Here is a 13,882-nt window from a genome sequence, read left to right as displayed (position 1 = left end):
GGGTCCCGATTCAGCCGAGTTCGTGTGGCTCGCAGCCGATTTCGCGGGCGACTGCCAGCCGGATCCATTCGGCGAGCTGTCGGCGGGGGACGGTCCGGTCGTGCATCGTGGCCTGCACGGCCAGTCCGTCGATCAACGCGTTGATCCGCCAAGCGGCCCCCTTCGGGTCGGGGCACTGGAAGGTGCCGTCGGCGCACCCGGCGGCGATCACGCCGGTCAGCGCTTCCTTCCATCGCAGGTCGAGATTGCGACAGACCCGGCTGAGCGCGGGCGTTCGTAGCGACTCCGACCAGCCGTCGATCCACAACGCCCAGGACTTCGACCGTCCGGTCGGCGCGTACAGCCGGATGATCTTCTTGAGCTTCTCCAGTGGTGCGACGGAGGATCTGACCACCGTTTCGAGGCGGGCCAGATCCTGCTCGGCGGCGTAGGCGAAGGCCTCCGCCAGCAGCCGATCCTTGGTGGAAAAGTGGTAGAAGACCAGCGCCTGACTCACTCCGGCCGCCTCCGCCACGTCAGCGGTACGCGTGTTGGCCAGACCGCGCTCCACGATCACTTCGCAGGCGGTCCGTAGCAGCGAGTCAAGGCGCACCTCGGCCGAACGTCTTGTCACGGCGAACACGGTAACGCACTATCATCGATACGATGAGTTACCAGTCAATTTCCTGACTCAGGCAATCGATCGCTTAGGGTATCGTGAGTCGGCCTCACCTGTGCCGGCCGGGTGCTGGAGGTTTTTGTTCCTTTTGATGGGTCTTGGGGTGCTGGCGTGCCGGGTCGACCCCCGAGTTGGCACTTGCCCGCGCACTCGGCTAGAGTTCTCATCCGTCGGCAGGAACACCTCCGGGTGATCCGGTCGAGCAAGACAAGCGGACGTAGCGCAGCTGGTAGCGCATCACCTTGCCAAGGTGAGGGTCGCGGGTTCGAATCCCGTCGTCCGCTCGGAGATGCCGCCACAGCACGTCGGGGGCAACCTCGGTGGAGTGGCCGAGAGGCGAGGCAACGGCCTGCAAAGCCGTGTACACGGGTTCAAATCCCGTCTCCACCTCTCAGACGAGGGCGATTGGCGCAGTGGGAGCGCGCTTCCTTGACACGGAAGAGGTCACTGGTTCAAACCCAGTATCGCCCACCATGAACATCACTAGGCAAAGGTCCGGATTCGGTGACCCCGACCGGGCCTTCGTCATGTGCCCCTGCGTCAACCTCGGGGCGCCGCGGTCCTGGAGCCGCTGGCACCCGCCACCGCCACCGCCAGCGGCCCGACGCACGCCGGAGGTAGCGGATGCCCGGTGCCGACGGGTCGCCGACGCGGGGACGGCTCGTGCTATGAGTCACCGTCCAACTCGGTGCCATCCGCGATGTGGGTGTCACCCCCGTACGGCCGTCGTCGCGTCCTCTACCCGACGGGCGGCTCGTTCGTCGGTGGCCGGCTCAGCGGTACCGTCGTCACCGGTGGGATGGGCCTGGAACTCTGATCGATGTACGGGATGTCGTTGTCGATCGTTCCGGCACCCCGACGACGACGACGGCGACCGGCCGTCCGCGCCGGGCGAGCTTTTCGGCGGAGTTACCCGATCGGGTTACTGGCCGCCGATCCCGTGATCATCGGCAGTCGCGATGCCCCGCCCGGCACCGAGCACCGACGCCAGGATCGTCTGCTTGACGAGGATAAGCAGCTCAGACGCGGTGCTCGGTACCGGGGACGCGAGAGCAAGCTGAAGCCCGGGCGGCGTCCCGCCCGGGCTTCAGACGTTGCGTCAGCTCAGCGGCGCGAGAAGCGCCTCAGCGTCGGCAGCGGCCAGCTCGGCAGCGCCCGGCGCCACCCGCATGCGGGTGGCCTGGCCCTTGCCCGCCATGACCGCGTAGTTGCCCTTGGCCGCGACGAGCGCGACCGGCTCCTCCGCCCACGCCGGTACGGTGATGTCCTTCATGATTCCCTCCCTCCGTTTGAACAGGCGAGCCGGCGGTAGTTGAACTCCCGCCGTACGGCTCGCAGGAAACCTCGCTGATCGGCGAAACCGAGCGGGCGCCAGTGGCTGTCCAGCGCCTCCGGCTGCGGTTGACCGATCGCGTCGAAATACCAGCGGAGTTCCCGCCGGGTGGTGTCGTCGTCGGTGACGTCGGCCGGCCGATCGAGGCCGTGCGCGGCGAGGATCTCGCGCTTCTCGATGATCCGTCGCATCATCGCGGCGTACTCGCCGTCGACGCGGAGCAGGTCGACGACGGCCAGCGGCATGATCTCGCCGAGCTGATCCATTGCGTCCCGTACCCGTTGCTCGATCCCGACGATCGTGCCGAAGTGCTCGACGTCGAGATCGTTGGCGGTCAGCCATTCCCGGGTCTCGGCGGTGCCGGTCAGCCCGCGTTCCCGCCGGAACCGTGCCGCCGCCTGCGGCAGGTTGTCCGGCGCGCCCGGATGGGAGCCGTCCACCACCGCGCGGAGCCCGGCGCGCTCCCAGACCGCCCGGTAGCGCACCGGATCCAGGCGCAGCTCGTCGAGGATCTCCAACGCGTTGACGGCGGCGGGCCCGGCCGGTGTCTCACCGTCGCCGGAAGCCGCCTCGCTGAGTTCGCCGGCGGTCTGCCGAGCCTGTTCGAAGAAAGCGGTGTGCTCGAAGGTGAAGGTCGCCGGTGCCGGTTTGACGTCTGCTTCCCGCGCCATCAGCCGCAGCATCTCCTCGGCGTCGCGGGCCTTCTGATTGACCCGGTTGCCCGGTAGCCAGGCCCGCAGCGCGTCGAGTTCGTCGGTCGGCAGCCCGGCCTGTGCCCCGTCGAGCAGCATCTGCGGATAGCCGCGTTCCAGGTAGTAGGTCGCCTTGGCGATCCGCTCCAGCTCGGCGGCGGTCGCCTCGGTCAGCACTCGCTGGGTCACCGCCAGGGCAAGGGTGGCCCGGATGTTGACCATCGCCTCGTTGAGCGGTTGATAGCCGTCCTCGGCGTCGCCGTGGGCCACCGCGACCTCGTCGTCGTCGTTCAACGCACCACTGTGGTAGGCGTCGAAGACCTCACCGACGCCGCGCATCCCGAACGGCGCCAGCTCGGCGGCGCGCAGCGCGCCCATGCTGGCACTGCCGTACACCGGGATGCCCCGGCTGATCGCCCACATGATCTCCTTGTGCCAGACCGCCGGCACGTCGTGGAACCGGCCGTCGACGATGCCGATGGCGGACGGTCGGCGCGCGGTCGAGCGCAGTACGTCGCCTTGACTCACCGGGGGCAGGAAGGTGGCGGTGGGGAGCAGTTCCCGGGCCCGGTCGACGCTGAGCGTGGGGCCGAGGAACACGTGCACGGTCATGCGACCTCCTGCAGTCGTCGCGCGCGCGGGCCGGGGTGGTAGGAGTCCGGGGTCACCGCGTGTTCCACCCCGGGGATGAACACCCGGACGACCGAGATCCCGAGCTGCTCGCCGCCGAGCCGTACCCGGACGACCTGCTGGATCCCCGCCGCCCGAAGGGCGGCCAACTCGTGCGCGAGGTCTGCTTCGAAGCTGGTGTTGTTGCGGGTCGCCACGTCGGTGAAGCGCCGTGGGGTGTCGCCCTTGGCGCAGGCCGTCCACGCGGCTTCCCGGTTGCGCGGATCGGTCGCCCGCAGGTACTCGCTGCGGAAGAAGTCGTCGCGGGAGCCGGCGATGACCGTCAGCCGGCTCTGGACCGCCTCGGTCAGGGCTCGCAGCAACGCGATCTCGCGACGCGGATGACAGCCCTGTCCTTGCGACACGGCGACCGGACTCACCGCGATTCGCGGGTTCTCGGCGATGTCGGCGATGAAGCACGGCAGGCCGATGTCGGTGGTCATGTCCCGTACGGAGACGGCGAGGCCGGCCCGTTGCAGCAGGGCGAGTACGTGCTGGCAGGCGGGGTCGTCCACGGTGTTCAGGTCGATCCGCATGCGGTCCTGGACGTCGGGCGGTGTGATCAGCCACAGAGCCTCGGCGTCGCGTTCGATCACCTCGCAGATCGCGTGGCTGGTCGCCTCCAGCAGATGGTTGCCCGAGGCGAGACCGTTCGAGGTGATCGGGAACGGCGACTGGACGGCCAACGAGGCACCGCTGTAGTCGTTGTGCACCACGTCGAAGGGCAACCAGACGGGCTCGTCGCTCATCAGGTCGCTACCCTCGATCCACAGGATCCGCCGGTCGGGTCGCAGCGGCGTACCGTTCACGGTCGGCAGCAGATCGGCGTCGATCAGACGTCGGTCCTGACTGAGTTCGTCCCACGACGCGAGGACCAGCGGCGCGCTGATTCGCTCGGCGTGGTGGGACTCGATCGACTCCATGATTGCCGAAACCTTGGCGGCCTCGGTGGTGAGTCCTTTTCCCTGCGCGACAGCGAGGCCGCGGGAGTTGGGTCGTACGGCCATGTAGACCGGTACGCCGATGTGGTCCAAGCCAGTCACGTTGGCGACTCGGGTAATTCCCATTGCCGGCAGATGAGGTGTGATTCGGCGCAGGGTTTCCGCTGGGGAGATTGCCCGATCGGTGCCGTCGCGATAGGACTTGTTGGCGTCGAACTCCACCATTGCGTCCAGGGCAACCGCCTCCATGAAATCGAGCGGACACAATGTGCCGCAACGATCCGTCAACAACCTGTCATCGACCTGCGGCCAATCCTGAATGGCGCGGCAGCCGGCTCGCATCTTCGAGGTTGCTCTCTGCGGGCTGCCCGAGCGCGACGCGCTGAATGGTGCTGAGTGGACATACTTGACGTCTGGCTGATCAGTGGCGAGGCTGCTTTCGTGAAGATGCGCCTCGGTCTGTTGCGGCAGTTCGACTATCGGCAGCTGTGGATGGCCGACGTCATCAGTCAGTTGGGCGTGCAGGTGAGCAGTCTGGCGCTTCCGTTGGTCGCGGTGCTGTCACTGGAGGCCAGCAGGTTCGAGGTCGGTCTGCTGGCCGCGTTCGAGACCGCGGCGTTTCTGCTCATCGGTCTGCCCGCCGGGGCCTGGGTCGACCGGCTGCGCCGCCGTCGCGTCCTGGTGGCCGCCGACCTCGGCCGAGCGGTGATCCTGGCCAGCGTGCCGCTGGCGTGGTGGACCGGGCTGCTCACGATGCCCCAGCTCTACGTGGTGGCCCTGCTGGCCGGTGGGTTGACGGTCTTTTTCGACGTGGCGCACCAGACCTACCTGCCGTACCTGGTGGGCGCCGATCACCTTCTCGAGGGCAACGCCAAGTTGGAGGGAGCCCGAGGCGTCAACCAGATCGCCGGTCCGACCGTCGCCGGTCTGCTGGTGCAGTGGATCACCGCTCCCTTCGCCGTCGTCGTGAACGTCGTGGGTTACCTCGCGTCGGCGTTCGTCGTCACCAGGATCCGGCAGGTCGAGCAGCAACCGGCTCCGGCCCCGGACGCGAACCTGCGGCGCGAGATCATGGAGGGTCTGCGGTTCGTCCTTCGCAGCCGGCTGCTCCGGCCGATCGCGGCGTGCAGCGGTGCGGCGAACTTCCTCGCCGCCATGACGAACGCGATGCTGATCGTGCTACTCGCCCGGGACCTCGGGTTGTCGGCGGGTACGATCGGGGTGTTCTTCTCCCTCTGCAGCGCCGGAGCTCTGGTCGGGGCGCTCGCCGCCCAGCGCGTCGCCGATCGGCTGGGCCACGGGCGGACGATCTGGATCGCGATGGCCGCCAGTTCGCCGTTCGAGTTGCTGATCCCGTTGGCGCAGCGCGGCTGGCTGCTCTGGCTCGCCGCGACCGGTGCCGCGATCGCCTGGTTCGGCTCGGTCATCTACAACATCACGCAGCTGAGCTTCCGGCAACGGTTGACCCCGGACCGGCTGCTCGGACGGGTCAACGCCAGCATGCGATTTCTCGTCTGGGGGACGATGCCGCTGGGTGCGCTCGCTGGCGGGGTGCTCGGACAGTATCTCGGTGCCCGGACCACCCTGGTGGTGGCGGCGATTTGTCAGACCCTGGTGTTCCTGCCGACCTTCTTGTCTCCGCTGCGCACGATGCGCGAGTTGCCGACGGTGGATGATCCGCAGCGGCCGGCGAAGCAGGCCGCGCAGGTGTGACGTGGCTGGGGCAGGTGTGCGGTGATGGGGGAGGGTCTCGGCGGTGGGAGCAGCGGGACGGCCTTCGGGCTTCTTCGGCCGAGAGCCTGATCAGATACGGGCGCCGAGGCGATGGATCGGCGTACGGTTGGCGGCTCGTCGCGGAGCTTTCGGTGCCAGTGCCAGTGCCAGTGCCAGTGCCAGTGCCAGTGCCAGCATCCTGTCGCGGTCAGCTGGGCTGGGCGGCGGCGGACTGTGCCGCACCGAACCGTTGCGCCACCACGTGCTCCTGGGCCAGCCGGCGGATCGTCGCCAAGACCACTCCGAACAGCACGCTGCGGATCACCGCGGCGGCCCGGTCGTCGTCGGCGCACTCGCTGGGCAGCAGATCCAGCTCCTGCTCGGCCAGGCCCTCGGCGGCGTTGGCGAAGGGAACGAAGAAGGTGATCTTGTTGTCGCAGCCGAGCCGGCGCAGCGCCGCTAGCACCACCGCCAACCGATCCCGGCCGGGGGCGTCGTCGCCGACGGTCCATCCCATCAGGCCGACCAGCTGGTCGACGTCTCCCCGGGCCTGCTGCACGCCGTCGGGATCCCGACTGGCCGAGCAGTCGGCGAACAACGCGCGGTCCGTCACGTCGTAGAGATCCGGCAGGGAGAGCGCGGGATTGTCGATGGCGTCCAGCAACTCACGGACCGTGGACAGATCCAGATCGGCAATATTAGTAAATGCCCGAATGAGGAGGAGCTGTCGAAGATGCATGTCGCTGTATGTGGCCTGGTTGCGGCCGGTCGGAGTGCCGGGTGGTAACAAGCGTTCCCGTAGATAGAACTTTATCGTGGCGACGGGCACGCCGGTATGCCGACTGAGGTCTGAAATGCGCATCGAATCCCCTTGCCGTCCCTGCGCCGGCCTGGTTGGAGGGCGAGGACGGACCGGTGCCGTCCGAGGCCGTTGCAGCTGTTGATGGGTCATCCACGGCAGAGCGCCGCTCGTCGCCCCGGACCACACCGTACCCGCCCGGGCGGAGCGTGGACCACACGTGATCAGCCTCTGGTCCGCCGTCGACGACCAGCCGTCGACGCCGTCGACGCCGTCGACGGGGCAAGATGATCATCACGTGAGTCTAGGCCGTTTCCTGTCTGGCCGCTCACCCGGCACCGTCGACGAACCCACGGTACGGCGCGGGCACCCGACCGTGTGGGGCACTGTGGAAGTGGCAGCCGGCAGACCGGGACTGGGACCATCGAACCAGTCCGCTGCTGCGTGAGGAGCCGTATGTCCGGCAACCAGATCGACCCGGTCATCATGGAACCCCGCGAGTTCTCGCGCCTGGTCAAAAGGACCCCGGTCGACGAACTCAGAGCCGTGATGCACGGCGATCGACGCGGTCACGTTCTGGACGAACTGGTACGCCGGATGCCCGGTGTCTTTCGACCGGACCGGGCCGGCGCGATGAACGCCGTCATCCACTGGAACATCGGTGATCGTCCGGACGGGGGGACGGACGTCTATGAACTGGTCATCGCCGATGGTGTATGTCAGCTGTCCGACCAGCCAGACAGGGAACCGAAGCTCACCCTGTCGCTCGGCGCCGTCGACTTCCTGCACCTGGTGACCGGGAACGCCCGCGCGGTGATGCTGGTGATGAAGGGAAAACTCAAGACGAAGGGCGACATGGCCTTGACCGCCAAGTTCCCGAGCCTGTTCGACGTGCCGAAACCCTGATCGTCCGGCGGAGGTGCCGAAACCCTGATCGTCCGGCGCGATCGGGCGCCGTCGCCAGTCACCTCTCCGGGGCGACCCCGTTGCCGAATCACAGTGGACACCGACAGCAAGGAGCACGCGATGTCGAGCGCACTCGGTGCGATGCGCCGGATGATGTTGACGCCGTCCCTGTCCGAGGTTTCCTTCGCTGCACGTGGTTTCCCTGTTGCATCGAGTGACGCGACCCGTCGTTTGGAAGCCATTCCTCAGGCCGTCATCTGCGGTTTCGAGTGGGGCATCGAGGGGCGTGACCTCTGGGAGGTCGAACGGCGGCTCGAGCTCGTCGAGCCCGAGCTGCGCGGCTTCGCGTACGAAGGCGCGACGATGGCCTTCACCGTCCGCGACGCGATGCCCGGTGGATACCGGCACTGGTCCCGGGATCTGCTGCGGGGACCAGGTGTGCCGCACACGTTCCTCACCTACATCGGCATCGGCTTCGCCATGGCCCGGCTGCCGCGCGTGCTGTGGAAGAAGGTGCTGCCGGACCTGACCGGCACACCGTACTACCCGACGATGAGTTGGCTCGCGGTCGACGGCTACGGGTTCGATCGTGCGTACTTCGAGACCGCGCGCTGGGTGGACCGCCAGGAACGGATACCCAGCTACCCGTGGGCCGGCGCCGAGGACTACTTCCCGCGCGCGATCGATCAAGGCATCGGGCGCGCCCTCTGGTTCATCCACGGTGGAAATCCTGGTCAGGCCGCCGACGCGGTGGACCGCTTCGCCGGTGATCGGCAGGCCGACCTGTGGAGCGGCGTCGGCCTCGCGGCCACCTTCGCCGGGGGATGCGAACCGTCAGGCCTGGCCATCCTGGTCGACCGGGCCGGGCGGCATCGGGGTGACCTCGCCCAGGGCTCGGTCTTCGCGGCCAAGGCGCGGTCGTTCTCGGGGGTCGTACCGGCGTACACCGAGGCCGCGGTCTCGGCCCTGGCCGCGATGTCGGTCGCCGCCGCCGCGCGACTGGCCGACGACGTCGCCGTGGACGAGTCCGCCGCCGGCCGGCTGCCCGCGTACGAGATCTGGCGCGACCGGGTCCGCACGCGCTGCCTCGATCGGCTGGACGCGCCCCAGTGAACGGCGTGCTCGGCGGTCATCGGATCCGCGACGGCTCAGGCGGCGTGTCGTCCGGCCACCAGCTCCAGCGCGAACTTGCGCTGGTCGAGCAGTGCCATCAGGACTGGCGGGTCCAACAGCGTGATCGGCCGCAGCGGCAGATCGACCACGCACACCGCACCCGCCCGTACGGTGATCGGGCCGTGTGCGGCGACCGCCAACCCGTCGTCGTCGCCGAACGGGCGGCTGGCGGCGTCCACGAGCCGGGTCGTTCCGACGAAATGGGCCAGCAGGTGCCACTGGCCGTCGGGCACGTCGTCGAGGCTGAAATGTCCGGGCCGGTCCAGGATCGTGCAACGGATCGGCCGGCCGGCCGGCAGTCGATCGGGAAACAGTCCGAGGTAGATCAGCCCTGGCCGACCAGTGGGAGTGCAGACGCTGCCGGTCACCTGTCCGCCGACGGGGTGGCGGGTCTCGATCGGGGTCGCCGGGGCGATCTGCGGGGTGAAGCCGCCCTGCCGGCGGAAGCTGCTGGGACACAGGCCGACGTTGCTGGTGAACCGCGAACTGAAGGTGCCGACGCTGTTGTATCCGACCCGCATGCTGACTTCGGTCACGTTCAGGGAGGTGGTCACGAGCAGATGCTTGGCCTGCTGTAGTCGTATGGCGGAGAGGAACCTGCCGGGTGACACACCGGTGGTCCGGTGGAAGACCCGGGCGAAGTGGAACTTACTGAACATCGCCGCCCGCGCCATGACATCTATTGTCACCGATGAGGTCATGTTCTCGTACATGGTGACAATGGAGCGTTCGACAGCGCGTTCGATCGGATCCGCCGCCATGTCTCCCCCCGTGGCTTCCGCTGTGCTGGGATCCGTCGGTCGATCGTCACGTGAAGGAAATGTTGGTGGGTGCGTTGTTGTGGAATGGGTAAGCATTTCGGACACGATCACCGGACGAACGGTGTCGATGCTAGCGCCTGCTCGGGGGATGGGCAATAGGGCGGGTGTGATCGCTGATCGATAAGACCCAGTCCCATTTCCGGGGATACGGTCGGCCGAAGCGCTCCTTTTGACCGTGATGCTCGTGGCCGCCGCGCGGTCCATCGGTTCGTCGGACATGTCCGTCGCGCCGGCGGTGCGGCCGATGTTCGCTGGCAACCATGATCATTTCCGGTCATCGGGACGACCTGGTCGGACACGCGCGGACCCGTCGTCTCCGGCCCGCCCGGGTTCTGGCGTGCGTGTGGGCTCTTCGGCTGCCGGCGGCGGTCCGGATCCTGCCGTCGCCCGCCCGCCCGCCCGCGCCGGCAACCGCCGTCCGGGCCGGCAACCGCCGTCGGCCGGCAGCCGCCGTCGCCCCGTCCGCGCGGCTCGCGCACCGTCCATTTCCGCCATCGGTTGTCGTCACGTCCGTCGAATCCGTTCCGGGACCGCAACGTAGGAGATGTCCCAGCTCTCCGGCCGAGACACGATGTCATTGAATGCCACCGCCCGTATGGAGGCGCAGCGAATGAAGCCGTTCCGCATTGACGTTCCGCAGGACGACCTGGTCGACCTCCGGCGTCGGCTCGCGCGAGTACGCTGGCCGCTCCAGGTGCCGGATGTCGGCTGGGAGCGCGGCGTACCAGCGTCCTATCTGCGCGAGTTGGTCGATTACTGGCAGCACGAGTTCGACTGGCGGGCGGCGGAATCACGGATCAACCAGATACCTCAGTTCACCACGGAAATCGACGGGACCACCCTGCACTTCCTGCATGTCCGTTCGGCGTACCCGGACGCGACGCCGTTGCTGTTGACACACGGCTGGCCAAGCTCCTTCGTCGAATTCATCGACGTGATCGGGCCATTGACCGACCCGGTCGCGTACGGTGGTGAACAGGCCGACGCGTTCCATGTCGTGATTCCCTCGCTGCCCGGCTACGGCTTCTCCGGGCCGCCCCCGGGGCCGGGGTGGGGAGTGGCCCGGATAGCGGCTGCGTGGTCCGAACTGATGCGGCGCCTCGGTTACCAGCGGTACGTGCCCCAGGGCACCGACTTCGGGGCCATGATCACCCTGGCCCTCGCCGCACTCGACGCAGACCGGGTATCGGGCGCCCACGTCAATTTCCTGATCACCCCACCGCCGTCGGACCCGCAGGCGATGTCCATCCTCGATCCAGACGATCTCCGTCGGCTCGGCCGGCTCTCCCGGTTCATGGCCGACGAGTCGGGCTACATGAAGGTCCAGGCCACCAGGCCGGTGACCGTCTCCTACGGGCTGGCCGACTCGCCGGTCGGCCAGCTGGCCTGGATCATCGAGAAGTTCAAGGAATGGACCGACACCGACAAGCTCCCCGAGGACGCCATCGCCCGGGACTGGTTGCTCACCAACGCCTCGATCTACTGGTTCACCGCTACCGCGGGCACCGCGGCGCAGCTCTACTTCGAAACGGCTGATCTGTTGCCGCTGGCTGCCTCGCCGCCCGCCCCGCCGCCGGTCGCGGTGCCGCTGGGAGTGGCGGTGTTTCCCGCTGACCCGGCACGCCCGATCCGGTCCTGGGCGGAGCAGATGTTTCCGACCATCGCCCAGTGGACCGAACACGACCGGGGCGGCCACTTCCCGGCCGTCGAGGAACCCGACCTCGTCGTCGCGGACCTTCGTCGTTTCCGGCACGTCCTGACCGGCTGACCATTCATTGACAACGTCTGACAAGAGGAGCGGCAATGCCGATCGAGGTAGGCGCCCAAGCGCCAGATTTCGTCCTGCGGGACCAGAACAACGCGGAGGTCCGGCTCAGTGACTTCCGGGGCAAGCGATCGGTGTTGCTGGTCTTCTTTCCCTTGGCGTTCACCGGGATATGCCAGGGCGAACTGTGCGAGGTCCGGGACAACATCGGTGACTTCGTCAACGACGAGGCGCAGCTGGTGGCCGTCAGCGTCGATGCCGGGCCGACACACAAAGCATGGTCCGAACGGGAGAAGTTCACCTTTCCGCTGCTGTCGGATTTCTGGCCACACGGAGCCGTGGCCCGTTCCTACGGTGTCTTCAACGACGACGCCGGGATCGCCAACCGCGGCACCTTTCTCATCGACCGTATCGGCGTCGTCCGCTTCGTCGAGATGAACAGCCCACGGCAGCCCCGTGACCAGCAGGGCTGGCGCAAGGCGCTGGCGGAGATCGGCGGCGCCGGCTGACCGACGGCACCCGACCGACGGCACCCGACCAGGTCACCGGGGCGCGGCTCGCCACCGCCGCCGATCGCGCCCGGCACCCGGATCCGAGGCAAGAATGCACCACCCCTTTCGCGACAAGGAGACCCCATGTCCACCGCAACCTCCACCCTGGATGCCTACTACGGACCGTTCACCAGCGATCGGGAGAAGGAAGCCCTCAGCGTCCCGCTGCGGCTCGTGGCCGCCTGGGCGAAGAACGACGCCGACGGCGTCGCGAACACCTTCACCGAGGACGGCACCCTGATCCTGCCCGGTGACGTCTACAAGAAGGGCCGCGGCGAGATTCGCAACTTCATGGCCGCCGCCTACGCCGGACCGTTCAAGGGCACCGGCGTCACCGGTGCCCCGGTGGACGTCCGGTTCATCTCCGACGACGTCGCCTTGCTGCGCACCCACGGCGGGATCCTCGCGCCCGGCGAGACCGAGATCGCGCCGGAGCTCGCGGTCCGGTCGACCTGGGTGGTCGTCAAGCGCGACGGCGAGTGGCAGCTCGCCGGCTACCAGAACAGCCCGCGTGGTGCGGGCGCGACCCTGCGCTGGTGAACCGGCGCCCCGGCGAGACACGTCACGAACAGGAGGAGACAAGGATGTCCGGAACGGCGGCATCATTGGTCGATCAGGCCAAGAAGTGGGCAGGGCACTACGGTGCCTTCCCCAACGGCGCGGAAGGCGCCGCCCTCAGCGCCCCACTACGGTTGCGGGCGGCGTGGGACGACAACGACGCCGACGCGTTCGCTGACGTCTTCATCGAAAACGGCAGCCTGCTCGTCGGCGACGAGCAGCTCGACGGGCGCGAGGCCATCAGGACCTTCATGGCCGAGCAGTTCCAGGGTGTCTACAAGGGCGCGCGCCTGGTCGAGGAGCCGGTCGACGTCCGGTTCGTGACTCCGGAGGTCGCCACGGTGATCACCCAGAGCGCCGTCGTGCTCGCGGGGGAGAGTGAGCCGCCGCCGCAGCGCGAGGCCCGGGCCATGTGGGTGCTCGTGCTGCGCGACGGCGTGTGGATGGTCGCCAGCCAGCAGACCAGCCCGATCCGCAACTGATTCGGCACGACCCGACCGGACCTGCCGCGACACCGACCGGTGCCCGGCAGGTCCGGACCATCTCGGCAACCAGGGAGAGAACCATGACGACGAAGACCGGGTGGGGTGACGCCTCGACGATTCTCGCGGAAGCCGGGATCGAGGAGGACACCAGCTACTACCGGAACTACGAGGACCCGGACGAGCGGGCCGCGCTCACCGTACCGATGCGTATCCAGGCCGCGTGGGCGGCGAACGACGCCGACGCCTTCGCCGACCTGTTCGCCGAAAACGGCAGCCTGCTCATGCGCGACGACCAACTGACCAGCCGGGAAGAGATCCGGGAGTTCATGTCGAAGGCGTTCGCGGGCCCACACCGTGGCGCGCGCGTCAAGGGCTGGCCCATCGAGATCACCTTCCTCTCCGACGAGGCGGTGATGGTGGTGACCGAGGGCGGGATCATCCATGCCGGGGAGTCGGACATCGCCCCGGAGAACCTGATCCGGGCCTGCTGGGTGATCGCCAAACGGCCCGACGGCCGGCTGGAACTGATGTCGCACCAGAGCAGCCCGATCAAGAACTGAACCGGTATCGTGCCGACCGATCGACGCCGCTGCCGCCTGAGGGCGCAGCGGCGTCGTCGGGTCCGGCCCCGCCGGAACCGACGACCGGTGCGACCGGTGCGACCGGTCGTGGGATCTTCGGTCGTCGGCCACCTGCTCGTACGGATGGATCCACCCCGTACGGATCCACGGACACGCGCGAGGCCGGGTCGTCGGGACGACCCGGCCTATCAGCGCGGTGGCGAGCGAGGGGCGGTCAGCGGACCACGGTCGGCGAGC

At 68.1% G+C, this 13,882-nt stretch carries 15 protein-coding genes and 3 tRNA genes; 12 read left to right on the top strand and 6 right to left on the bottom strand.

Annotated elements, in window-relative coordinates:
* Positions 1-10: 10 nt before the first annotated feature.
* On the bottom strand, positions 11-613 hold the full coding sequence (locus tag O7632_RS22995) for a TetR/AcrR family transcriptional regulator (protein WP_278117136.1): 603 nt from the start codon (positions 611-613) through the stop codon (positions 11-13).
* Between the two features lie 256 nt (positions 614-869).
* Between O7632_RS22995 and O7632_RS22990 the strand changes: the two genes are divergently transcribed.
* The 4 genes from O7632_RS22990 (at position 870) to O7632_RS22975 (ending at position 1,475) form a co-directional block, all read left to right on the top strand.
* Positions 870-942, top strand: a tRNA-Gly gene (locus O7632_RS22990).
* A gap of 35 nt (positions 943-977) precedes the next feature.
* Positions 978-1,048: transfer RNA gene (locus O7632_RS22985), tRNA-Cys, on the top strand.
* A gap of 9 nt (positions 1,049-1,057) precedes the next feature.
* A tRNA-Val gene (locus O7632_RS22980) sits at positions 1,058-1,132 on the top strand.
* A 214-nt stretch (positions 1,133-1,346) separates the two neighbouring features.
* Positions 1,347-1,475: a hypothetical protein gene (locus tag O7632_RS22975; RefSeq protein ID WP_278117134.1), complete on the top strand. Its 129-nt coding sequence runs from the start codon at positions 1,347-1,349 to the stop codon at positions 1,473-1,475.
* 282 nt (positions 1,476-1,757) lie between these two features.
* Here the strand turns inward: O7632_RS22975 and O7632_RS22970 are convergent, their stop codons facing one another.
* The 3 genes from O7632_RS22970 to O7632_RS22960 are packed head-to-tail and all read right to left on the bottom strand — an operon-like array spanning position 1,758 to position 4,542.
* Positions 1,758-1,931 (bottom strand): hypothetical protein, encoded by a 174-nt coding sequence (locus O7632_RS22970; RefSeq protein ID WP_278117132.1) that lies wholly within the window; start codon positions 1,929-1,931, stop codon positions 1,758-1,760.
* A complete protein-coding gene (locus O7632_RS22965; RefSeq protein WP_278117130.1) occupies positions 1,928-3,295 on the bottom strand; it encodes a TfuA-like protein in 1,368 nt (455 codons plus the stop codon). The genes O7632_RS22970 and O7632_RS22965 overlap by 4 nt, the downstream gene beginning before the upstream one ends.
* Entirely contained in the window at positions 3,292-4,542 is a 1,251-nt protein-coding gene (locus O7632_RS22960; RefSeq protein ID WP_278117128.1) for a YcaO-like family protein, read from the bottom strand. Before O7632_RS22960 ends, O7632_RS22965 begins: the two co-directional genes overlap by 4 nt.
* Positions 4,543-4,689: 147 nt before the next feature.
* Here O7632_RS22960 and O7632_RS22955 point away from each other — a divergent pair, with 147 nt between their 5' ends.
* On the top strand, positions 4,690-6,006 hold the full coding sequence (locus tag O7632_RS22955) for an MFS transporter (protein WP_278117126.1): 1,317 nt from the start codon (positions 4,690-4,692) through the stop codon (positions 6,004-6,006).
* A gap of 208 nt (positions 6,007-6,214) precedes the next feature.
* Here the strand turns inward: O7632_RS22955 and O7632_RS22950 are convergent, their stop codons facing one another.
* Positions 6,215-6,868, bottom strand: coding sequence for a MerR family transcriptional regulator (locus O7632_RS22950; protein WP_278117125.1), 654 nt, complete (start codon positions 6,866-6,868; stop codon positions 6,215-6,217).
* Between the two features lie 393 nt (positions 6,869-7,261).
* Here O7632_RS22950 and O7632_RS22945 point away from each other — a divergent pair, with 393 nt between their 5' ends.
* Both O7632_RS22945 and O7632_RS22940 read left to right on the top strand, forming a co-directional pair.
* Positions 7,262-7,711 carry an SCP2 sterol-binding domain-containing protein gene (locus tag O7632_RS22945; protein ID WP_278117123.1) on the top strand — a complete coding sequence of 150 codons (450 nt, stop codon included), beginning with the start codon at positions 7,262-7,264 and terminating at the stop codon, positions 7,709-7,711.
* A 120-nt stretch (positions 7,712-7,831) separates the two neighbouring features.
* Positions 7,832-8,824, top strand: coding sequence for a DUF1702 family protein (locus O7632_RS22940; protein ID WP_278117122.1), 993 nt, complete (start codon positions 7,832-7,834; stop codon positions 8,822-8,824).
* A gap of 35 nt (positions 8,825-8,859) precedes the next feature.
* Here O7632_RS22940 and O7632_RS22935 read toward each other — a convergent pair whose 3' ends face one another.
* Positions 8,860-9,645 (bottom strand): helix-turn-helix transcriptional regulator, encoded by a 786-nt coding sequence (locus tag O7632_RS22935; protein WP_278117120.1) that lies wholly within the window; start codon positions 9,643-9,645, stop codon positions 8,860-8,862.
* Positions 9,646-10,315: 670 nt separating this feature from the next.
* On the opposite strand from O7632_RS22935, the gene O7632_RS22930 reads away from it, so the two are divergent.
* The 5 genes from O7632_RS22930 (at position 10,316) to O7632_RS22910 (ending at position 13,624) form a co-directional block, all read left to right on the top strand.
* Positions 10,316-11,473 carry an epoxide hydrolase family protein gene (locus tag O7632_RS22930; protein WP_278117118.1) on the top strand — a complete coding sequence of 386 codons (1,158 nt, stop codon included), beginning with the start codon at positions 10,316-10,318 and terminating at the stop codon, positions 11,471-11,473.
* A 35-nt stretch (positions 11,474-11,508) separates the two neighbouring features.
* Positions 11,509-11,979 carry a peroxiredoxin gene (locus O7632_RS22925; RefSeq protein ID WP_278117116.1) on the top strand — a complete coding sequence of 157 codons (471 nt, stop codon included), beginning with the start codon at positions 11,509-11,511 and terminating at the stop codon, positions 11,977-11,979.
* A gap of 126 nt (positions 11,980-12,105) precedes the next feature.
* Entirely contained in the window at positions 12,106-12,561 is a 456-nt protein-coding gene (locus O7632_RS22920; RefSeq protein ID WP_278117115.1) for an SgcJ/EcaC family oxidoreductase, read from the top strand.
* Positions 12,562-12,605: 44 nt separating this feature from the next.
* Positions 12,606-13,061, top strand: a complete 456-nt coding sequence (locus O7632_RS22915; protein WP_278117113.1) for an SgcJ/EcaC family oxidoreductase — start codon at positions 12,606-12,608, stop codon at positions 13,059-13,061.
* An 83-nt stretch (positions 13,062-13,144) separates the two neighbouring features.
* Positions 13,145-13,624 carry an SgcJ/EcaC family oxidoreductase gene (locus tag O7632_RS22910; RefSeq protein ID WP_278117112.1) on the top strand — a complete coding sequence of 160 codons (480 nt, stop codon included), beginning with the start codon at positions 13,145-13,147 and terminating at the stop codon, positions 13,622-13,624.
* The last annotated feature ends 258 nt before the right edge of the window (positions 13,625-13,882 follow it).

The sequence above is a fragment of the Solwaraspora sp. WMMD406 genome, from assembly GCF_029626025.1.
GTDB lineage: Bacteria > Actinomycetota > Actinomycetes > Mycobacteriales > Micromonosporaceae > Micromonospora_E.
This window is presented reverse-complemented; position numbering and strand designations above follow the sequence as displayed.